Origin of the sequence: Streptomyces sp. AC602_WCS936, from assembly GCF_019049125.1 — a bacterium.
Classification (GTDB): Bacteria; Actinomycetota; Actinomycetes; order Streptomycetales; family Streptomycetaceae; genus Streptomyces.
The window spans coordinates 80,449-100,541 of record NZ_JAGMUF010000127.1; the positions used below are offsets into that span (position 1 = coordinate 80,449).

General features: G+C 71.9%; 18 protein-coding genes and 1 tRNA gene. 3 read left to right on the forward strand and 16 right to left on the reverse strand.

The annotated features are described in order from the left end of the window. Window positions 1–90 precede the first annotated feature (90 nt). The 13 genes from KUM03_RS34690 to KUM03_RS34750 all read right to left on the reverse strand — a co-directional run bounded on the left by KUM03_RS34690 (window position 91) and on the right by KUM03_RS34750 (window position 14,780). On the reverse strand, window positions 91–771 hold the full coding sequence (locus KUM03_RS34690) for a protein-tyrosine-phosphatase (RefSeq protein ID WP_217254543.1): 681 nt from the start codon (window positions 769–771) through the stop codon (window positions 91–93). Beyond that, window positions 768–1,415, reverse strand: a complete 648-nt coding sequence (locus KUM03_RS34695) for an L-threonylcarbamoyladenylate synthase (RefSeq protein WP_217254544.1) — start codon at window positions 1,413–1,415, stop codon at window positions 768–770. The genes KUM03_RS34690 and KUM03_RS34695 overlap by 4 nt, the downstream gene beginning before the upstream one ends. 50 nt (window positions 1,416–1,465) lie before the next feature. Further along, complete coding sequence (gene prmC, locus KUM03_RS34700; protein WP_073724179.1) at window positions 1,466–2,311, reverse strand: peptide chain release factor N(5)-glutamine methyltransferase; 846 nt, start codon at window positions 2,309–2,311, stop codon at window positions 1,466–1,468. Between the two features lie 74 nt (window positions 2,312–2,385). Continuing rightward, window positions 2,386–3,462 carry a peptide chain release factor 1 gene (gene prfA, locus KUM03_RS34705; protein ID WP_100048716.1) on the reverse strand — a complete coding sequence of 359 codons (1,077 nt, stop codon included), beginning with the start codon at window positions 3,460–3,462 and terminating at the stop codon, window positions 2,386–2,388. Between the two features lie 108 nt (window positions 3,463–3,570). Then, on the reverse strand, window positions 3,571–3,795 hold the full coding sequence (rpmE, locus tag KUM03_RS34710; protein ID WP_018571447.1) for a 50S ribosomal protein L31: 225 nt from the start codon (window positions 3,793–3,795) through the stop codon (window positions 3,571–3,573). A 122-nt stretch (window positions 3,796–3,917) separates the two neighbouring features. Further along, the gene (locus KUM03_RS34715) at window positions 3,918–5,066 is read right to left on the reverse strand and encodes an LCP family protein (protein WP_217254545.1); all 1,149 of its coding nucleotides are present in this window, start codon (window positions 5,064–5,066) and stop codon (window positions 3,918–3,920) included. 369 nt (window positions 5,067–5,435) lie between these two features. Beyond that, entirely contained in the window at window positions 5,436–7,532 is a 2,097-nt protein-coding gene (gene rho / locus KUM03_RS34720; RefSeq protein ID WP_217254546.1) for a transcription termination factor Rho, read from the reverse strand. A 409-nt stretch (window positions 7,533–7,941) separates the two neighbouring features. Further along, a complete protein-coding gene (gene thrB, locus KUM03_RS34725; RefSeq protein WP_217254547.1) occupies window positions 7,942–8,871 on the reverse strand; it encodes a homoserine kinase in 930 nt (309 codons plus the stop codon). A gap of 351 nt (window positions 8,872–9,222) precedes the next feature. Further along, window positions 9,223–10,281, reverse strand: coding sequence for a threonine synthase (gene thrC, locus KUM03_RS34730; protein WP_217254548.1), 1,059 nt, complete (start codon window positions 10,279–10,281; stop codon window positions 9,223–9,225). Window positions 10,282–10,287: 6 nt separating this feature from the next. After that, complete coding sequence (locus KUM03_RS34735; protein ID WP_043379906.1) at window positions 10,288–11,580, reverse strand: homoserine dehydrogenase; 1,293 nt, start codon at window positions 11,578–11,580, stop codon at window positions 10,288–10,290. A gap of 191 nt (window positions 11,581–11,771) precedes the next feature. Continuing rightward, the gene (gene lysA / locus KUM03_RS34740; RefSeq protein ID WP_217254549.1) at window positions 11,772–13,163 is read right to left on the reverse strand and encodes a diaminopimelate decarboxylase; all 1,392 of its coding nucleotides are present in this window, start codon (window positions 13,161–13,163) and stop codon (window positions 11,772–11,774) included. Between the two features lie 19 nt (window positions 13,164–13,182). Beyond that, window positions 13,183–14,217: an ArgS-related anticodon-binding protein NrtL gene (gene nrtL / locus KUM03_RS34745; protein ID WP_217254550.1), complete on the reverse strand. Its 1,035-nt coding sequence runs from the start codon at window positions 14,215–14,217 to the stop codon at window positions 13,183–13,185. A 98-nt stretch (window positions 14,218–14,315) separates the two neighbouring features. Then, window positions 14,316–14,780 (reverse strand): response regulator, encoded by a 465-nt coding sequence (locus tag KUM03_RS34750; RefSeq protein WP_217254551.1) that lies wholly within the window; start codon window positions 14,778–14,780, stop codon window positions 14,316–14,318. A gap of 225 nt (window positions 14,781–15,005) precedes the next feature. Between KUM03_RS34750 and KUM03_RS34755 the strand changes: the two genes are divergently transcribed. Continuing rightward, window positions 15,006–15,077 (forward strand) — tRNA-Arg (locus KUM03_RS34755). Between the two features lie 78 nt (window positions 15,078–15,155). On the opposite strand, the gene KUM03_RS34760 is transcribed toward KUM03_RS34755, so the two are convergent. Then, the gene (locus KUM03_RS34760; protein ID WP_308406474.1) at window positions 15,156–15,524 is read right to left on the reverse strand and encodes a helix-turn-helix domain-containing protein; all 369 of its coding nucleotides are present in this window, start codon (window positions 15,522–15,524) and stop codon (window positions 15,156–15,158) included. A gap of 63 nt (window positions 15,525–15,587) precedes the next feature. On the opposite strand from KUM03_RS34760, the gene KUM03_RS34765 reads away from it, so the two are divergent. Then, a complete protein-coding gene (locus tag KUM03_RS34765) occupies window positions 15,588–16,037 on the forward strand; it encodes a DUF4440 domain-containing protein (RefSeq protein WP_217254552.1) in 450 nt (149 codons plus the stop codon). On the opposite strand, the gene KUM03_RS34770 is transcribed toward KUM03_RS34765, so the two are convergent. Together KUM03_RS34770 and KUM03_RS34775 are read right to left on the reverse strand one after the other, a co-directional pair. Next, window positions 16,024–16,380 carry a hypothetical protein gene (locus KUM03_RS34770; protein WP_217254553.1) on the reverse strand — a complete coding sequence of 119 codons (357 nt, stop codon included), beginning with the start codon at window positions 16,378–16,380 and terminating at the stop codon, window positions 16,024–16,026. The two genes, KUM03_RS34765 and KUM03_RS34770, sit on opposite strands and share 14 nt — an antisense overlap. A gap of 255 nt (window positions 16,381–16,635) precedes the next feature. Beyond that, the gene (locus KUM03_RS34775) at window positions 16,636–18,468 is read right to left on the reverse strand and encodes an FAD-dependent monooxygenase (RefSeq protein WP_217254554.1); all 1,833 of its coding nucleotides are present in this window, start codon (window positions 18,466–18,468) and stop codon (window positions 16,636–16,638) included. Between the two features lie 311 nt (window positions 18,469–18,779). Here KUM03_RS34775 and KUM03_RS34780 point away from each other — a divergent pair, with 311 nt between their 5' ends. Beyond that, a complete protein-coding gene (locus KUM03_RS34780) occupies window positions 18,780–20,012 on the forward strand; it encodes a SchA/CurD-like domain-containing protein (protein WP_217254555.1) in 1,233 nt (410 codons plus the stop codon). Window positions 20,013–20,093: the final 81 nt, after the last annotated feature.

The window sequence follows — 20,093 nt, forward strand, 5'->3', positions numbered from 1 at the left end:
CGGCCCTGGCGGGCCTCCCAGGCATCGGGACGCTGCGGCGGACTCCGCCCGCCGGCTCCACCCGGGCCCCACGCCCTGCCCCGACCGGCCTCACGCCCGCGCGCGAACCCCCGTCAACGCCGTCACCACCGGGTCCAGCGCCTGGTGTATCTCGTCCCCGACCGACCGGAAGAAGGTCAGCGGCGCCCCGTACGGGTCGTACACCTCGTCCGCCTCCGCCGTGGGGGCCAGCAGCCACCCGCGCAGCGCCGCCGCCGCGCGGACCAGGGCGCGTGCGCGGACGACCACGCCGTCGTCCAGGGGCGGCAGCGTCGCGGGGTCGATGGCGTTCACCAGGCGGGTGAACTCCTTGAGGGTGAAGGTGCGCAGTCCGGCCGAGTGGCCCATGGAGATGACCTGCGCCCGGTGGTCCCGGGTCGCGGTGAGGACCAGGTCGGCGCGGATCACGTGCTCGTCGAGCAGCTCGCGTCCGGTGAAGCCGGCCGCGTCCGCGCCGAAGTCGGCGAGGACCGTCTCCGCGTTCGCCTCCATGGGCGCGCCCTCGTGGCCCCAGGTGCCCGCGCTCTCCACGACGAGGCCGCCGCCCAGCACACCGAGCCGCTCCGTCACGAAATGCCGGGTCAGCCGCTCGGTGATGGGCGAGCGGCACACGTTTCCGGTGCTGACGTGGAGGATGCGGAAGCTGTCGCGCGGAAGACCGACGAACGTGGTCGTGATCTCCGCGGCGCGTTCCCCGTTGCCTATGCCACGCCCCGTCTCAGGGGCCGTCAATTCGCCACCTCGAGGTCGGGTACCACCTTGCGCAGCTCCTCGGCCGACAGCGCGCCCGCGCGCAGCAGCACGGGCACCTCGCGGGTGACGTCGACGATGGACGACGGGACGATGCCGGGGGTGGGGCCGCCGTCGAGGTAGACGGAGACGGAGTCGCCGAGCATCCGCTGGGCGGCGTCGCAGTCCTCGGGCGCCGGGTGACCGGTGAGGTTGGCGGAGGAGACGGCCATGGGGCCGACCTCGGTGAGCAGCTCGATGGCGACCGGGTGCAGCGGCATCCGGACGGCGACCGTGCCGCGGGTCTCGCCGAGGTCCCACTGGAGGGACGGCTGGTGCTTGGCGACCAGCGTCAGCGCGCCCGGCCAGAAGGCGTCGACCAGCTCCCAGGCCATCTCGGAGAAGTCGGTGACCAGGCCGTGCAGGGTGTTGGGCGAGCCGATGAGGACGGGCGAGGGCATGTTGCGGCCCCGGCCCTTGGCCTCCAGCAGGTCGCCGACGGCCTCCGCGGTGAAGGCGTCGGCGCCGATGCCGTACACGGTGTCCGTCGGCAGCACCACGAGCTCGCCACGGCGGACGGCGGACGCGGCCTCGCGCAGACCGGTCACACGGTCGGTCGCGTCGTTGGTGTCGTATCGCCGTGCCATCTAGCGGGCCTCCTCGTACACGTACTGCGGGGTTGAAGTCGGGGCGGGGGTCACGGCAGCGCCTTGCGGGCGGTCGCGAACCGGGGGCGGTTGTTGAGGTCGGGGTGGTCGGCCGCGTCGGCCCAGCCCCGCTCCTCGGTGAAGATCCACGGCACCTGGCCGCCCTGGGTGTCGGCGTGCTCGACGACGACGACCCCGCCGGGGCGCAGCAGGCGGTGGGCGGTGCGTTCCAGGCCCCGGATCAGGTCGAGGCCGTCCTCGCCGGAGAACAGGGCCAGCTCGGGATCGTGGTCGCGGGCCTCGGGGGCGACGTACTCCCACTCGGTGAGCGGGATGTACGGCGGGTTGGAGACGACCAGGTCGACCTGGCCGTCGAGGTCCGGGAAGGCCGTCAGGGCGTCGCCCTGGCGCAGTTCCACCCTGGACCCCTCCATGTTCTTCCGGGTCCACTTGAGGGCATCCTCGGACAGCTCCACGGCGTACACGCGCGAGCGCGGCACCTCCTGCGCGAGGGCGAGCGCGATGGCGCCCGAGCCGGTGCACAGGTCGACGATGCAGGGCTCGACGACGTCCATGGCGCGTACGGCGTCTATGGCCCAGCCGACGACGGACTCCGTCTCGGGGCGGGGCACGAAGACGCCGGGGCCGACCTGGAGCTCCAGGTAGCGGAAGTAGGCGCGGCCGGTGATGTGCTGGAGCGGTTCGCGCGCCTCGCGGCGGGCGACGACCTCCCAGTACCGGGCGTCGAAGTCCGCGTCCGGCACGGTGTGCAGCTCGCCCCGCTTGACGCCGTGCAGGTACGCGGCGAGCTCCTCCGCGTCGGTGCGCGGCGAGGGCACGCCGGCGTCGGCCAGCCGCTGGGTGGCCTGGGCCACCTCCATGAGCAGCAGGTTCACGCTGGTCCTCCGGGGCTGAGCTGTTGTCCGGTGCGGGTGGTGCGGCGGTGCGGGTGCGGGCGGCTCGTCCGGGTCTACGCGGCGGCCAGCTTGGCGGCCGAGTCCGCGTCGACGCAGGCCTGGATCACCGAGTCGAGGTCGCCGTCCAGGACCTGGTCCAGGTTGTACGCCTTGAAGCCGACGCGGTGGTCGGAGATGCGGTTCTCCGGGAAGTTGTACGTACGGATCTTCTCGGAGCGGTCGACGGTGCGGACCTGGCTGCGCCGGGCGTCCGCGGCCTCCTTCTCCGCCTCCTCCTGCGCCGCCGCGAGCAGCCTGGAGCGCAGGATACGCATCGCCTGCTCCTTGTTCTGCAGCTGGCTCTTCTCGTTCTGGCAGGAGGCGACGACTCCGGTCGGGATGTGCGTGATGCGCACGGCGGAGTCGGTGGTGTTGACGGACTGGCCGCCGGGGCCGGAGGACCGGTAGACGTCGATGCGCAGGTCGTTGGGGTTGATCTCGACGTCGATCTCCTCGGCCTCGGGGGTCACGAGGACACCGGCCGCGGAGGTGTGGATGCGGCCCTGCGACTCGGTGGCCGGCACCCGCTGCACGCGGTGCACGCCGCCCTCGTACTTCAGCCGCGCCCAGACGCCCTGGCCGGGCTCGGTGGCGCCCTGGCCGCCCTTGGTCTTCACGGCGACCTGGACGTCCTTGTAGCCGCCCAGCTCGGACTCGGTGGAGTCGATGATCTCGGTCTTCCAGCCGACGCGCTCGGCGTAGCGCAGGTACATGCGCAGCAGGTCGCCGGCGAACAGGGCGGACTCGTCGCCGCCCGCGCCCGCCTTGATCTCGAGGATGACGTCCTTGTCGTCGCTGGGGTCGCGCGGGACGAGCAGGAGGCGGAGCTTCTCGGTGAGCTCCTCGCGCTGCTTGTCCAGCTCCTTGACCTCGGCGGCGAAATCGGGGTCGTCGGCGGCCAGCTCGCGCGCGGTCTCGATGTCGTCGCCGGTCTGCTTCCAGGAGCGGAACGTGGCGACGATCGGGGTGAGCTCGGCGTAGCGCTTGTTCAGCTTGCGCGCGTTGGCCTGGTCGGAGTGGACCGACGGGTCGGCGAGCTTCTTCTCCAGGTCGGCGTGCTCGGCGACGAGTTCCTCGACGGCCTCGAACATCTTGGGCTCCTGCTTACTGCTTGGAAGGGGAAGGCGGGCGACCAAAAACGCCGGTCCCGGCGCTCCCCCGGCTGGGGGCGCGGCCGTGGACCGGCGATCGGTGGCTCGCTACTTCTTGGAGCCGGCGGCAGCCTTGCCGAAGCGGGCCTCGAAGCGGGCCACGCGGCCACCGGTGTCGAGGATCTTCTGCTTGCCCGTGTAGAACGGGTGGCACTCGGAGCAGACCTCGGCGCGGATGGTGCCGCTGTCGATGGTGCTGCGGGTGGTGAACGACGCGCCACAGGTGCAGCTGACCTGCGTCTCGACGTACTCGGGGTGGATGTCGCGCTTCAAGGTGTCTCCTAGGTTCGGGAGGGCGCCGGGTCGCTTCCGCGGGATGCGGGCGCGTGAACCGGGGCCGACGTACCAGTCTGCCAGGACTGGGGTCTTCTCCCAAAACCGGGGGCCGCCGTCATCTATTCCGCCGCGTTCACGACACCCTTGGCCTCACCGGTGGCCGTGCCCTCCGTGGCGCTCTTCGGGATCGGCTTGTCGTTCTTCAGGGCCGTCCACACCTGCTGGGCCTTGGCCTTCTCCAGCAGGACACGGTTCGGGTCCGCGGGGTCGTAGACGACCGGCATGGTGACCATGTGCATGTTGTCGGGGGTGATGCCCTTCAGACCGGTCGCGAAGGACATCAGGGAGTTCACCGAGCCCAGGTCGGAGTCGGTGGTCACGGCCTTGGTGGCGGTGTCGGCGATGTCGTACAGCTTCTTGGGGTTGCCGAGCAGGCCGATGTCCTTGACCTGGTCGACCAGCGCCTTGAGGAAGGCCTGCTGGAGCTGGATGCGGCCGAGGTCGGAGCCGTCGCCGACGCCGTGCCGGGTGCGGACCAGGCCGAGGGCCTGTTCGCCGTCGAGCGTGTGGGTGCCGGCGGGCAGGTCGAGGTGGCTGTCGGGGTCCTTGATGGCCTCGGTGGTGGTGACGTCGACGCCGCCCAGGTCGTCGATGAGCTGCTGGAAGCCCTTGAAGTCGACCTCCAGGTAGTGGTCCATGCGCAGCCCGCTGATCGACTCGACGGTCTTCACGGCGCAGGCGGCGCCGCCCGTGGAGTAGGCGGAGTTGAACATCACGTCGTTCGCCGCGGGGTGCTCGTCGCCGTCGGAGTCGGTGCACTCGGGGCGGTCGATGAGGGTGTCGCGCGGGATGGAGACCACGCTGGCCTTCTTGTGGCCCTTGTAGACGTGGACGATCATCGCGGTGTCGGAGCGGGCGGTGCCGTCGTCGGTGCCGCCGCCGAGCTTCCTGTTCCCGTCGGCGCGGCTGTCCGAGCCGAGCACGAGGATGTTCTGCGATCCGTTGTCGGCCTTCGCCGGCCGGTCGGTGCCGAGCATCTGGTCGATGTCGACGCTCTGGAGGTTGCCGTTGAGCTTGAAGAGCACGACTCCGGCGCCGGTACCGCCGAGGACCACGATGCCCGCCGCGCTCCAGGCCGCGATGAGCAGGGCCTTGCGCCGCTTGCCCGGGGGCTTGCGGCGGCGGCCCTTGCCCCGGCGGCCGGGTCCGGTGGTGCGGGACTGCCCGGGGCCGGGTATCGCGGGATCCGGCGTGCTCTCGGCGGACATGGGCTCCTCGGTGCTCGTACGGTCGGTTACCCCCTGCGCTCAGGGTCGGGTCGGTCGGCTCCGGCGGGCTTGTGCCGGTACCTCACCATCGTCCCTCCGTGTCTGAGACGGCGGAACTCGGGACAGGGTTGCACAACGGTCTGTGGCGACCGGGTGGGCAATCGGTCACGGAACGTACTCATCGCCCGCCGGGCCGCGGCGCTGACCTGCGTGTCCGCGGCCACCCGGGCGAGTGTTCACGGACCGTCGCGGGGCGGCGGCCTGTGGCGAAGGTCGCAACACGAAAGGGCCGCCCCCCGTGCGGGAGGCGGCCCTTTCGATGGCTTTCGAAGGCTTTCAATGGCCTTCGATGGAGAGCCCGGCGGCGACTCAGTCGCCGTTGCCCGGGGTCGGCGTCGTCTTCTGGATCTGCATCAGGAACTCGGCGTTCGACTTGGTCTGCTTCATCTTGTCGAGGAGCAGCTCGATCGCCTGCTGCTGGTCGAGGGCGTGCAGCACGCGACGCAGCTTCCAGGTGATGGCGAGTTCGTCGCTGCCGAGCAGGATCTCTTCCTTGCGGGTGCCGGACGCGTCGACGTCCACCGCCGGGAAGATGCGCTTGTCGGCGAGCTTCCGGTCGAGCTTGAGCTCAGCGTTGCCGGTGCCCTTGAACTCCTCGAAGATGACCTCGTCCATGCGGGACCCGGTGTCCACCAGGGCGGTGGCGAGGATGGTCAGCGAGCCGCCGTCCTCGATGTTGCGGGCCGCACCGAAGAAGCGCTTCGGCGGGTACAGGGCGGTCGAGTCGACACCACCGGACAGGATGCGGCCGGAGGCCGGGGCGGCGAGGTTGTACGCGCGGCCCAGGCGGGTGATCGAGTCGAGCAGGACGACGACGTCGTGACCCAGCTCCACCAGGCGCTTGGCACGCTCGATGGCGAGCTCGGCGACCGTGGTGTGGTCCTCGGCCGGGCGGTCGAAGGTCGAGGAGATGACCTCGCCCTTCACCGACCGCTGCATGTCGGTGACCTCTTCCGGACGCTCGTCGACGAGGACGACCATCAGGTGGCACTCGGGGTTGTTGTGGGTGATCGCGTTGGCGATCGCCTGCATGATCATGGTCTTGCCGGTCTTCGGCGGGGCCACGATCAGACCGCGCTGGCCCTTACCGATCGGCGCGACGAGGTCGATGATGCGGGTGGTGAGGACGCCCGGGTCCGTCTCCAGGCGGAGGCGGTCCTGCGGGTACAGCGGCGTCAGCTTGTTGAACTCCGGGCGGCCGCGGCCGTGTTCGGGCGCCATGCCGTTGACGGAGTCGAGCCGGACCAGCGCGTTGAACTTCTCGCGGCGCTCGCCCTCCTTGGGCTGGCGCACGGCACCCGTGATGTGGTCGCCCTTGCGCAGGCCGTTCTTGCGAACCTGGGCGAGGGAGACGTACACGTCGTTCGGGCCCGGCAGGTAGCCGGAGGTGCGGATGAACGCGTAGTTGTCGAGGATGTCGAGGATGCCGGCGACCGGGATGAGGACGTCGTCCTCGTTGATCTGCGGCTCCTGCTGGATGTCGTCGCGCCCGCGACGGCCCCGGCGGTCGCGGTAGCGGCCGCGGCGGCCGCGGCGGCCACCGCCGTCGTCGTCGTAGCCGTCGTCCTGCTGGCGGTCCTGACGGCCGCCGCCCTGCTGGCGGTCCTGGCGGCCACCGCCCTGGTTCTGGTCGTCGCCCTTGCCCCGGCGGTCGCGGTCGCGGCCGCCGTCGCGGTCACGGTCCCGGCCGCGGTCCCGGCGGTCGCGACGGCGGCCCTCGCCGCCCTCGCCGTCGGAGCGGGAGTCGCCCTGGCCCTGCTGCTGGCCCTGGCCCTGCTGCTGGGCCGACGACTCGGCCTTCGGCTCGCTGCGGGTCTCCACGGCCACGGTCTCGGTGGCCGCGGACGGGCTGCCCGCGTCGGCGGTGGCGCGGCGGCGACGGCGCTCGGCGGGAGCCTCGTCACCGGCGGCACCGGCCGTCTCTCCCGAGGGCGAGACCTTGGGGGACGGCTGACCGGGGATCTCGATCTGCTGCTGGGCGGCGGCCTTGTCGGCGGCCGTCTTGTCCGCCTTCTTCCCGGCCTTCTCCGCCTTGCCGGACTTCTCGGCCTTCTCCGCCTTCTCGGCGGGGGCCTCGTCGCCCGTACGGGTACGGGAGGTGGTGCGGCGCTTGGGCTTGGTCTCGCCGGCGGTGTCCGCGGCGGCGGGCGCGGCCTTGGCGGGGGCTCCCCCGGCGGCCTGCGCCTCCTTGATGACCTCGATCAGCTGGCTCTTGCGCATCCGCGCGGTGCCCCTGATGCCGAGGCCGGATGCGACCTGCTGCAGCTCGGCCAGCACCATGCCCTCGAGGCCGGTACCGCGGCGCCGCCGGGAGCCGGCACCGGTGGCAGGCGCGGAGGCGTCCGTGGCGGGCGCGGCAGCGGTCTCCTCGACACGTGCGCCCATCAGATCGGTGGTGTCGCTCACGAAGGGTCCTTCCCTGGAGCGGACGTCGGCCTGTCTGGCTCGGCGACCGGTTGTGCTGTCCGGCTTCGGTCCTTGCTGTGTGAACCGTGCCGGGGCGGTGGTCCGCCTGAACGGCGGAAGAGATATCTGGTGATGGCGCGCCCCCTGGCCGTGGCACCCGGTGTCTGTGTCACGCGGCGTGGTCGCACCTGTTCCGAAACGTGCCCGGCGGGCCGCTCAGTGTCCGCGTCGGCCGTACTGACCACGTACGACGTCCACTGCACAATGCGGCTTGGGGGGCTCCCGGAAGAATGTCTGTCCCGGACGGGGACACGAGGCACCTCGCCATGGTGGGGTCGGGTGCAGACTTGAGATTAACACTACCGGATCCAACAAACATTCCCCCTCTCGAAATCCGGCAACCCACGCGTCAGATGTCGCTGGAGGTCGCCAGGGGCAGGACGCTCGCGCCCTGCTGGTCCAGGTCGAGCCGGTTGGCCGCCCAGTCCGTGCCGGCCAGCGCCTCGACCTTGTCGGCCGTGTCGGCGTCGGCCAGTGCCATCACCGTGGGCCCCGCGCCGGAGATCACCGCGGGGATGCCGTCGGCGCGCAGCCGCTCCACCAGCGCCGCGCTCTCCGGCATGGCCGGCGCGCGGTACTCCTGGTGCAGACGGTCCTCGGTGGCCGGCAGCAGCAGCTCGGGGCGCCTGGTGAGGGCCTCGACGAGCAGCGCGGCGCGGCCGGCGTTGGCGGCGGCGTCGACGTGCGGGACGGTGCGTGGGAGAAGACCGCGGGCGGTCTGGGTCAGTACCGGCTTTCCGGGCACGAAAACCACCGGAACGATGGAATCGGCGGGCTGCATCCTGATCGCCCTGGCGGCGCCGGACTCCATCCAGGACAGGGTGAAGCCGCCCAGCAGGCAGGCCGCGACGTTGTCGGGGTGGCCCTCGATCTCGGTGGCGAGGTCGAGCAGCGCGGCGTCGTCGAGGCGGGCCTCGCCGCCTATGGTCACCGCGCGCGCGGCGACGATGCCCGCGCAGATGGCGGCGGAGGAGGAGCCGAGGCCGCGGCCGTGCGGGATGCGGTTGGCGCAGACGATCTCCAGGCCACGCGGCTGTCCGCCGAGGAGGTCGAAGGCGGTGCGGAGGGAGCGTACGAGCAGGTGCTTCTCGTCGCGGGGCAGCGTCTCGCTGCCCTCCCCGGCGATGTCGATGTGCAGCCCGGAATCGGCCACCCGGACGACCACGTCGTCGTACAAGCCCAGCGCGAGGCCGAGGGCGTCGAAGCCCGGGCCGAGGTTGGCGCTGGTGGCGGGGACGCGCACCCTGACGGCGGCGGCGCGGAACGCTGGACCGGCCATCTCTCGATGACTCTCCTTGAGCTGCGTGACTGTCGAATGACATTCGATGACGTACGGGACGACGCTGGGGCTCGCCGCTTCCTGCCGAACGGCCGGCCGCTTCCCGACCGCCTCCCGACCGCGGAGACAGCGCGGCGCCGCGGCATATGCGGCAGGCGGGTTCGGTACAGCCTATCGAAGGAAGGTTCTGTGGCGACATAGGGCGCACGGGAGGCGCACGATGCGTGTCGTAAGCCCCCTGTGCACCCCCCGTAAAGGACTTTCCCGGCCGAGCGTCGCTTACGCCCTCTTACGCCGGTGAGATGGGCGCGGCCTCGGGCCCGGCGGTCGTACCGGGCCCGAGGAGGGCGCTCAGATCAGGCCGAGCCGCTCGGCGGCCGTCGCCGCGTCGACCGGGACGGTGACGGGCTGCGGAGCCCCGGCGACGGCCCAGTCGGGGTCCTTGAGGCCGTTGCCGGTGACGGTGCAGACGATCCGCTGCCCCGGGTCGACCTTGCCGAGCTCGGCGGCCTTCAGCAGACCGGCGACCGACGCGGCGGAGGCGGGCTCGACGAAGACGCCCTCCTGGGAGGCCAACAGCCGGTAGGCGCGCAGGATCTCACGGTCCGTCACCTCGTCGATGGCGCCGCCCGACTCGTCCCGCGCGGCGAGCGCGAGGTCCCAGGAGGCGGGATTGCCGATGCGGATGGCGGTGGCGATGGTCGACGGGTCCTTGACGACCTCGCCGCGCACGATCGGGGCACTGCCGGAGGCCTGGAACCCCCACATGCGCGGCGTCCTGGTGCTCACCGAATCGGCGGCGTACTCCTTGTACCCCTTCCAGTACGCGGTGATGTTGCCCGCGTTGCCGACCGGCAGGACGTGGATGTCGGGGGCGTCACCGAGCATGTCCACGATCTCGAAGGCGGCCGTCTTCTGCCCCTCGATACGCACCGGGTTGACCGAATTGACCAGCGCCACCGGATAGTTGTCGCTGAGCGCGCGGGCGAGGGTGAGGCAGTCGTCGAAGTTGCCGTCGACCTGGAGGATCTTCGCGCCGTGCACGAGGGCCTGGCCCATCTTGCCGAGCGCGATCTTGCCCTGCGGCACGAGCACGGCGGAGACCATGCCCGCGCGCACGCCGTACGCGGCGGCGGAGGCGGACGTGTTCCCGGTGGACGCGCAGATGACGGCCTGCGCACCCTCCTCCTTGGCCTTGCTGATGGCCATGGTCATGCCGCGGTCCTTGAAGGACCCGGTCGGGTTCGCACCCTCCACCTTGAGGTGGACCTCGCAGCCCGTGCGCTCGGAGAGCACCTGCGCGGGCACGAGCGGCGTGCCGCCCTCGCGGAGCGTCACGACGGGCGTGCTGTCGGAGACGGGCAGCCGGTCCCGGTACTCCTCGATGATTCCGCGCCACTGGTGGGTCATTGCTGGTTACTCTCCTTCAACCCGCATGATGCTGGCGACACCCCGCACGGTGTCGAGCTTGCGCAGCGCCTCGACGGTACCGCCGAGGGCGGCGTCGGACGCACGGTGGGTGACGACGACGAGGGAGGCCTCGCCGTCCTTGCCGGACTGCCGCACGGTGTCGATGGAGACACCGTGCTCCGCGAACACGGTCGCGACCTGGGCGAGCACGCCCGGTTTGTCGGCGACGTCGAGGCTGATGTGGTAGCGCGTGACGACGTCGCCCATCGGTGAGACGGGCAGTGCGGCGTAGGCGGACTCGCCGGGCCCGGTGGCGCCGCCGATCCGGTTGCGGCAGACGGCCACCAGGTCGCCGAGGACGGCGGACGCGGTCGGCGAACCGCCGGCGCCGGGCCCGTAGAACATGAGCTGACCGGCGGCCTCGGACTCCACGAAGACGGCGTTGTAGGCCTCGCGCACGTTCGCCAGCGGATGGCTGAGCGGAATCATCGCGGGATGCACACGCGCGGTAACCGATCCCCCGTCCGCCGCCCGCTCGCAGATGGCGAGCAGCTTGATGGTGCAGCCCATCTCCTTGGCGGAGGCGAAGTCGGCGGCGGTGACCTCGGTCATGCCCTCGCGGTAGACGTCGTCGAGGCGCACGCGCGTGTGGAAGGCGATCCCGGCGAGGATGGCGGCCTTGGCGGCGGCGTCGAAGCCCTCGACGTCGGCGGTCGGGTCGGCTTCGGCGTACCCAAGGGCGGTGGCCTCGTCGAGCGCCTCCTGATACCCGGCACCCGTGGTGTCCATGGCGTCGAGGATGAAGTTGGTCGTCCCGTTGACGATGCCGAGCACCCGGTTGACCTTGTCGCCGGCCAGCGACTCGCGCAGCGGCCGGATCAGCGGGATGGCACCGGCGACGGCGGCCTCGTAGTAGAGGTCCTTGCCGTGCTCGTCGGCGGCGGCGTGCAGCGCGGCGCCGTCCTGGGCGATGAGCGCCTTGTTGGCGGACACCACGGAGGCGCCGTGCTCGATGGCGGTGGTGATGAGCGTCCGCGCGGGCTCGATCCCGCCGATCACCTCGACGACGACGTCGATGTCCCCGCGCTTGACGAGCGCGGTGGCGTCGGTGGTGACGAGGGCGGGATCGATCCCCTCGCGCACCTTGTCGGGCCGCCGTACGGCCACGCCCGCGAGCTCCACCGGGGCACCGATTCGGGCGGCGAGGTCGTCGGCGTGCGTCGTCATGATGCGCGCCACCTCTGAGCCGACCACTCCACAGCCCAGCAGCGCCACCTTCAGCGGACGCGTACGCATCATCCGACCTCGTTTCCTCTTACCGTCTACGGTTCGACCAGTCTCACGCACCGGACGGGATTTCCTGCCATTCGTCCGCATCATGAGACGTTTATTTCATTTTCGCAGGGCGGGCGGCGAAAGATCTTGCGCCGCCCGCCCCTGCACCATCGTCCATGGTGCGGCGTGGGTGTCCGGCCCCGGAACGCGGACCCTCACCCGACGTCGAGGCGCAGCAGATCCTCCTCGGTCTCCCGCCGCACGACGACCCGGGCCTCGCCCTCCCGCACTGCGACGACGGGCGGGCGCAGCGCGTGGTTGTAGTTGCTGGCCATGGAACGGCAGTACGCCCCGGTCGCGGGTACGGCGATGAGGTCCCCGGGCGCCAGGTCCCCCGGCAGGAAGGCGTCCTTGACCACGATGTCCCCGCTCTCGCAGTGCTTGCCCACCACCCGCGTGAGCATCGGCTCGGCATCGGAGGTGCGGGAGACGAGGGCGACGGTGTACTCGGCGTCGTACAGCGCGGTGCGGATGTTGTCCGACATGCCGCCGTCGACGGAGACGTAGGTGCGCAGCCCTTCGAGCGGCTTGACGGTGCCGACCTCGTAGAGCGTGAAGGCGGTCGGCCCGACGATGGCCCGCCCCGGCTCGACGGAGATACGAGGCGTACGCAGCTTCGCGCCCTCGCACTCCCGCGTCACGATCTCGGTCAGCGCCTTGGCGATCTCGTGCGGCTCGCGGGGATCGTCGTCACTGGTGTACGCGATCCCGAGCCCGCCCCCGAGGTCGATCTCGGGCAGTTCCACGCCGTGCTCGTCCCGGATGTCCTTGAGCAGCCCGACGACCCGGTGCGCGGCGACCTCGAACCCGGACATGTCGAAGATCTGCGACCCGATGTGCGAGTGAATCCCGATGACCTCGAGCCCGTCGAGCTGAAGCGCCCGCCGCACGGCTTCGGCGGCCTGCCCCCCGGCCAGCGGAATCCCGAACTTCTGATCCTCATGAGCCGTGGCGATGAACTCGTGCGTGTGCGCCTCGACCCCGACGGTGATCCGGATCTGCACCCGCTGCCGCTTCCCGAGCGACTGGGCGATGTGGGCGACCCGCACGATCTCCTGGAACGAGTCGAGCACGATCCGCCCGACCCCGGCGCGCACGGCCCGCTCGATCTCCTGGGGCGACTTGTTGTTGCCGTGGAAGGCGATGCGGTCGGCGGGCATCCCGGCGGAGAGCGCGGTGGCCAGCTCACCCCCCGAGCACACGTCGAGATTCAGCCCCTCCTCGTCCAGCCACCGCACGACGGCCCGCGACAGGAAGGCCTTGCCCGCGTAGAAGACGTCGGCATCCGTCCCGAAGGCGGTACGCCAGGCCCGCGCCCGGGCCCGGAAGTCGGCCTCGTCGAGAACGTAGGCGGGGGTGCCGTACTCCTCGGCGAGCTGCGTGACGCTGATCCCGCCGACGGTCACGACACCCTCCTCGTCCCGGTCCACGGTCTGCGCCCAGACCTTGGGGTCGAGGGCGTTGAGGTCGGCGGGCGGTGCGGAGTAGTGGCCCTCGGGCAGGACATCGGCGTGGCGGGGCCCGGCGGGGTGTGCGGAACGGCTCATGACGTCTTCTGTGCTCTCTTCAGAGGTGGTCGGGTGCGTCGATACCGAGCAGGGTCAGGCCGCCGGCCAGCACCGTCCCGGCGGCTTCGGCGAGGGCGAGCCGGGCACGGTGGGCGGCCGAGGGTTTCTCCCCGCCACGCGGCAGCACGGTGGTCAGGAAGGGAAGCGCGGCGTCGGCGACGGCGACGAGGTGCCGGGCGAGCCGGTCGGGCGCGCGGTGGTCCGCCGCGGCGGCGAGAACGCGGGGATGGTCGCCGAGGACGGCGAGGAGATCATGGCCGTGTACGGGCCCGGGCCGGCCCTCGAATCCGAGATCGGCGGCGTTGCGGGTGAGGGCGCGGGTGCGGGCGTGGGCGTACCGCACACGGAAGAGGGGGTTGCTCTCACGCTGGGCGAGGTGTTCGGCGCCGATCCGGGGCCGGTCGTGGGCGGCGGGGTACAGCAGGGCCCAGCGGGCGGCGTCGCGGCCGAGGCGCAGGGGGTCGGCGGGGGCGGGCACGGGACGGACGTTGACGGGGAGGTCGGCGGGCGCCGGTCCGACGGCGTCGGTGCGTACCCCGAGGACGGCCGTCCACTCGGGGTCGAAGCCCTCCGCCGTGGCGCGTACGAGGGCGCCCTGGGAGCGCAGGATGCGGGCGGCGGCTTCGGCGACGACGGTGGCGCGGAGGTCGTACGGACAGTGCAGCTGCACGATCCGCCCGTCGGGCCCGTCGGCGTACCCGTACCGTGCCCCGGCGCTGCGAATCTCCTCGACGAGCGCGGCCGGGGCGGCACCACCGAGGCTGATGTTGAGGAACCCGGGCCCGGTGAGGACGACATCGGCGACGCCGTCGACTCCCACCAAGTACGGCCGCAGCATTTCGGCGACCCGGTACGGGGGCTGCCCGGCCGGCCGGGCGAGCTGGAGGGCGATGTTGGTGGCGTAGTCCCCGCACCCCCCGGGCCCCGGCGGGGCGACCACGGCCCGCTCCGGAACGGTCACGTCCAGCTCCCCCGCGTCGACGGCGCGACGCACCGCGTGCAGCACGGTGCGGGAGAGCTCTGCGGGGGTCACGGGTCAAGCGTATGGGAGGAGGGGGGTGGGTAGGCGAACAGGTTTGGCGCCGGTCCCGACATGTGGACGATTCCGACTCTGATCGTGAAGCTCGGAACTCACCCGGCCGGCTCGGCCTGCGCCGACGACTCACTCTCCCCCGCCGCACCGAGCACGGCTCGCAGCGCCGCCGCGCCGCCCCCACTGACCTTGCGCTCGACCAACTGTCGCACGAGCGCGACGAGCTCGGCCGGCTCGAACGGCTTGGACAGAAAGGCGTCGGCCCCGGCATCGAACCCGGCGTCGATCTCGTGCTGCGTACAGGCACTGACGATGGCGATCGGAAGGTCCCGCGTACGCGGATCGGCACGCAGCCGGGCGGCGGTCCGCACCCCGTCCAACCGAGGCATGACCACGTCCAGTGTGACGGCGTCGGGCCGCACCTGATGAACGACTTCCAGACACTCGGCACCATCGCCCGCGGTCACGACCTCGAAGCCCTCCAGCTCGAGGTTGACCCTGATCAGCTGCCGGATGACCTTGTTGTCGTCCACAACAAGAACCCGGCCAGACGCCCTAGGCACAACTCGAGAGTAGGTCCGGACCGGCCACCGCGTCCGGGTTTTCCCCACTTCCACCCCGTGCGGGGGACAACGCCGTCGGGGCTGACGCCGGTACTGCCGGTCGTGGCCTTCGGCCGGGGCGGGCGAAGGGTGCGGGACGACCCGCGAAAACCCGTTCATGACCACGCCGGGGGAGCTGGTAGTGTTCTACCCGTCGCCGCGAGCAACACCGAACGCGATCGACACGCCCCCGTAGCTCAGGGGATAGAGCAACGGCCTCCGGAGCCGTGTGCGCAGGTTCGAATCCTGCCGGGGGCACCCTGTATGAGGTGCCCAAAGACCCCGTCATCAGCGGAGACGCTGAGGGCGGGGTTTTCGCGTTCCAGGACCGCCGGCTCATGCCGAGGTCTGCGCTCCCCAGTCCCACAGGGCCTGCAGAACAGGGCCGAGGCGGTGGCCGCTCGGGGTGAGGGTGTAGCGCACGCGCGGTGGCCAGCCCGGTCGGCGGTCGCGTTCGACGACTCCGGCCTCCACAAGCTGTGTCAACCGGTCGGACAGCACCTTGTCCGACAACGCGGGCAGGGCCGCGCGCAGTTCGCTGTAGGAGCGGTCGCCGCGCAGCAGTTCGCGGACCACCAGCGTCGTCCAGCGGCCTTGCAGGGCCGCCAGTGTGATCTCCACCGGGCACTCGGGAGTGGGTGCGGCGACGTCTGCGCGCGGGTCGTCGGGAAGTCCTGCCGGGTGGCCAACCGTTCGGTGAGTCACGAGATCGCCTCCTAGCGTGTGGGGCACTTTGATTCTCCCGGCCCGGAAGGATGTCTGTCGATCATGCGAAGCCTGGCCGATCGGCCCGAAGAGGTGCCCGCGGTGTTCGCGGAGCGGTTCAACAGCGGGGACGCCGTCGCGTTGGCGGAGGTGTACGAGGACGCCGCGGTGCTGGTCCCGCAGCCGGGGACGCCGGCGACCGGCCCGGATCTGCGTGCCGCGAACGGCCGTCTGCAGGAGCTCGGGGTTCCCATCTCGGTACGGCCGCGGCACGTGTACCGGAGCGGAGACATGGCGCTGCTGATCGTCGACTGGGTCATCGACGGGACCGGCCGGGAGGGACAGGCCGTACACGTCGAGGGCACTGCCACCGACATCGCCCGGCGGGGTCCGGACGGTCGGTGGCGCTATGTCGTCGACAACCCCTTCGGCACCCGTGCGCAGCCTGGCTCGCCGAGGGGACAGGTCAGCGACCGTGCCGACCCGTCCCCCCTGTCGGTCACAGCCCGTTGACGGTCAGTCCCGCGAGTACGCCGTATCCCACGGGCAGGACGTAGACGGCGCGCGAGGCGGCGGTGCGGTTCCTGGTGAGTTCGATCAGTGCCGCCGTCGCGATGCCGAACACCGCGGCGAACAGGACGAGGTCGGACCAGTCGACCGCCCGCCAGTGCCCGGAGGCAAGGGCGGTGACCACCATCGAGCCGCCGAACAGCGCGCCGGCCGCCAGGGCTTCGTTCTCCGCGACCGCCGGGCGTCCGGTCGCCTCGGTGCGGAACGCCTGCCGCACGAGACGGGCGGCCACCGCCACCGCGGCCAACGTCGCGACGACGAAGGAGAGCTGGAAGAACAGTGTCATGACGTGTGCCTCCCCCCGGGCGATGCGACGGCCCGCCGCGAAGCCGCTGATCGCGGCGACACGCTGTGCTGGGCTCCATGAACGTATCGATCTATGAGCAGATCCTTCAATTTCAAGGCAGGTGAGCATGATCACCGGCCTTGTGGCGCTATAGAGGCAACCCTTTCTTCAATGTGTCACTCGCTGTGCCGGTTTCGTCGGCGTGCCTCCCCGCCGGCCCGGGAGGGAAGGCACGCCGTCCGTACGCCGGTCACCTCACGCCAGGGCGAGTACCGCCCGTACGACCTGACGCAGCATCGACTCCGGGTCCGGGGCGGGGCCCGGGGAGCGCCAGGCGACGAAGCCGTCGGGGCGGACCAGGACCGCGCCGCCGCGGGTGACGCCGTGGGACCTGGCCCAGTCGGTGTCCTCGTCGTCCGCGGGGGTCAGGTCGGCGTCCGGGCCGGCGCCCACGCGGTACGACTTCAGCGGGACGCGCAGGTCGGGCGCCAGACGGGTGGCCGCCTCGTGCCAGCCGGTGGGCTGGGAGGCGTCGCTGAGCAGGACGAGGGAGTCCTCGTAGAGGTCGAGGGTGGAGATGCGGGCGGCGCCGCCGTCGTCGGGGCGGTGGAGCCAGAGGTGGGGGGCGCGGCTGCCGGGGGCGCCGGTGAGGTCCAGGCCCTCGGGGACGACAGGGGTCGCCGGGTCGGCGCCGACCACCGCGCCCTGGGGGTAGCGGTAGCCGAGGGCGACGTTGAGGATGCCGCGCTGCGGGCCACCGCCGGGGCCGGGGGGGCCGCCGAGGCCCGCGGGTCCGCCCGGTCCACCCGGTCCGCCCGGTCCGCCCGGTCCGCCCGGTCCGCCCGCAGGCGCCTGCCCCGGCCCTCCCGCAGGGCCACCGGCAGGCCCCTGCCCCGGGCCGCCGCCCATCCCCGGCGGCGGCGCGAAGCCCGGGTGGCTGTGTTCCACCGAGCGGCCCGCGGCTCGGGCGCTGGTGGCCTCCGCCACCGGGCGGCGCTCGGTGTCGTAGGTGTCCAGGAGGCCGTCTCCCGCCCAGCCCTCCAGGACCGCGGCCAGCTTCCAGGCGAGGTTGTGGGCGTCCTGGATGCCGGTGTTGGAGCCGAAGGCGCCGGTGGGGGACATCTCATGGGCCGAGTCGCCGGCCAGGAAGACGCGGTCGGAGCGGTAGCTGCGGGCGACGCGCTGGGCCGCGTGCCAGGGAGCCTTCCCGGTGATCTCGATGTCGAGGTCCGGGTCGCCGATCGCGCGGCGGATGTGGGCGGCGCAGCGCTCCTCGGTGAAGTCCTCGACCGTTTCGCCCTGTTCGGGGTGCCAGGGGGCGTGGAAGACCCAGTTCTCGCGGTTGTCCACCGGCAGGAGCGCGCCGTCGGCGTCCTCGCTGGTGAGGTAGCAGACGATGAAGTGGCGGTCGCCCACGACGTCGGCGAGGCGACGGGAGCGGAAGGTGAGACTGACGTTGTGGAAGAGGTCGCCGGGACCGCTCTGGCCGATGCCGAGCTGCTCGCGGACGGGGCTGCGGGGGCCGTCGGCGGCGACCAGGTAGTCGGCGCGGATGGTGGTGTGCTCGCCGGTCTCCCGGCTCTTCACGATGGCCGTGACGCCCTCGGGGTCGGCCTCGAAGGAGAGCAGTTCGGTGCCGAAGCGGAGGTCGCCGCCGAGGTTGGTGGCGTGGGTGAGGAGTTCGGGCTCCAGGTCGTTCTGGGAGCACAGGCACCACGAGCTCGGGCTGAAGCGGGCCAGACCCCCGCCCGCGTCCATTTCCTTGAACAACCACTCACCCGCGTCGCCGACCAGGGTGGGCGTCTGGAGGATGCCGTGGTTCTCGGCCAGGGTGGCGGCGGCCTTCCTGATGTCCGGTTCGGTGCCGGCCACGCGGAAGATCTCCATGGTGCGGACGTTGTTCCCGCGCCCGCGGGGGTGAATGGACGTGCCGGCGTGGCGTTCCACCAGGGTGTGCCGGATGCCCAGCCGCCCCAGGAAGACCGAGGTCGACAAGCCCACCAGGGACCCGCCGACGATGAGTACCGGGACGCGGTGGACCACACCCCCGGGGGCGGCTCCACCGGGCCGCTCGGCTCTTTCGTTCATTGATCGTCCTCCGTTGTGACGGACGTCGTCCTTCGTGAAGCGCGCGTTCGAGCTCCGTGCGTCGGACCGTCGTCGCTGGACCCGTCCGGCGGCAGGTGCGCGCCGGGGGTCTACATGCATGCCCCCTGCGGCCCGGTGGGGCCCGCGACGGCGCAGGCTTCACCCGCTTAACCCTCCTGGTTCGCGGTCCACGCGTGCACGGCTCACGATCGTGCTTACCGCGACCGCCGCACCACGCCGGAGCAATCGCGCACACCGCGACGATCGCGCCCCAGTCCACGAGGAAGTTCCCCGGAGAAGAGGTGGGCCGGATGACGGTCTCTCCCGTCGTAGCGACGGATACCGCGTCGGCGGATGCCCAGACCACAGGAGTCACGGCGGTATCGGGCACCGTGTCCGCGGACACGGGCGGCGTGACGGTATCCGCGTTCGACGGATCCCGCGTGCGGGTCGTCCTGATGCTGGACATCCACGACGGAAAGCAGCAGGAGTTCCTGGACGCCTACGACGGCATCCGCGACCGGGTCGCCGCCGTTCCGGGACACGTCAGCGACCAGCTGTGCCAGTCGGTGGACAACCCCACCCAGTGGCTCCTCACGAGTGAGTGGGAGAGCGCGGAGCCCTTCCTGGCCTGGGTCAACAGCGAGGAGCATCTGGACACGGTGGAGCCCTTGCAGGACTACGTCAGGGACACCCACTCCCTGCGGTACAGCGTCCTGCGGGAGACCGTTGCCGAACGGCCCCCGTCCGCCGCGGGCGATGCGGCGCTGCGGGCCGCTCCCCGGATCGGCGGCAACGTCGTACGGCACGCCCTGACCTTCACCGTGAGGCAGGGCAGCGAGGAGGAGGTCGCCCGGCTGCTCGCGGGCTACACCGCGCCCGAGGCCCGCGTCGATGAATCCGGCCGGCTGCTGCGCACCTCGGTCTTCCTGCACGGCACTCGGGTCGTGCGGGCCGTGGAGGTACGGGGTGACCTGCAGACCGCGCTGCGCCACGTCGCCCGGCAGCCCGCGGTACGAGCCGTCGAGGAGGCCCTCAACCCGTATCTGGAGCAGGAGCGGGATCTGCGCGATCCCCGGGCCGCCCGGCGGTTCTTCACCCGGGCCGCCATGCCGGCCGTCCACCATGTGGCGTCCCGTGCGGGCTCCGACGCTCGCACGCGGCGGGTCGCGCTGCTCTACCCGGTGCGGGCCGGCGCCGGTCCGGAACTGGCCCGGCTGCTTGCCCGCCAGGACGCGGTCGCCGCCCACGCCCCGGACAACCCGGCCCTCGCCGCCACCGTCTTCCACCGCGACGACCTCGTCGTACGGCTCGTCGACGTGGACGGCGAGCCGGAGGACGCGCCGGCGTTCGTCCTGGGGCTGCACGGGTCCGCCGACGCCCCTGGAGGCTCCGGGGACGCCGGGGCTGCCGTGGCCGAGCGGCTGCTCGACACCGCCGCCGTCGGCATCGACGGCCCCCTCACCGAGGCCCGGACGCTGTCGCTGCTGCTCGCGCGGGCCCGCATGACGCCCCTGACCGACCGGCGCTCGCCCGCCACCTGAACCTCGCGCCGCCGGGAATCTCCTCGCCCGACCACCCACCGGGCCGACGGCACCGTCCCCCGCGCCGGACCGACGCGGCCC

What these genes read in the sequence shown, in the direction of transcription:
- KUM03_RS34715 (WP_217254545.1), bottom strand. Translation starts at nt 5,066, where the DNA reads ATGTCCGCCGAGAGCACGCCGGATCCCGCGATACCCGGCCCCGGGCAG.
- lysA (WP_217254549.1), bottom strand. Translation starts at nt 13,163, where the DNA reads ATGAGCCGTTCCGCACACCCCGCCGGGCCCCGCCACGCCGATGTCCTG.
- KUM03_RS34735 (WP_043379906.1), bottom strand. Translation starts at nt 11,580, where the DNA reads ATGATGCGTACGCGTCCGCTGAAGGTGGCGCTGCTGGGCTGTGGAGTG.
- KUM03_RS34775 (WP_217254554.1), bottom strand. Translation starts at nt 18,468, where the DNA reads ATGAACGAAAGAGCCGAGCGGCCCGGTGGAGCCGCCCCCGGGGGTGTG.
- prfA (WP_100048716.1), bottom strand. Translation starts at nt 3,462, where the DNA reads ATGTTCGAGGCCGTCGAGGAACTCGTCGCCGAGCACGCCGACCTGGAG.
- KUM03_RS34770 (WP_217254553.1), bottom strand. Translation starts at nt 16,380, where the DNA reads ATGACACTGTTCTTCCAGCTCTCCTTCGTCGTCGCGACGTTGGCCGCG.
- KUM03_RS34780 (WP_217254555.1), top strand. Translation starts at nt 18,780, where the DNA reads ATGACGGTCTCTCCCGTCGTAGCGACGGATACCGCGTCGGCGGATGCC.
- thrB (WP_217254547.1), bottom strand. Translation starts at nt 8,871, where the DNA reads ATGGCCGGTCCAGCGTTCCGCGCCGCCGCCGTCAGGGTGCGCGTCCCC.
- KUM03_RS34765 (WP_217254552.1), top strand. Translation starts at nt 15,588, where the DNA reads ATGCGAAGCCTGGCCGATCGGCCCGAAGAGGTGCCCGCGGTGTTCGCG.
- KUM03_RS34695 (WP_217254544.1), bottom strand. Translation starts at nt 1,415, where the DNA reads ATGGCACGGCGATACGACACCAACGACGCGACCGACCGTGTGACCGGT.
- thrC (WP_217254548.1), bottom strand. Translation starts at nt 10,281, where the DNA reads ATGACCCACCAGTGGCGCGGAATCATCGAGGAGTACCGGGACCGGCTG.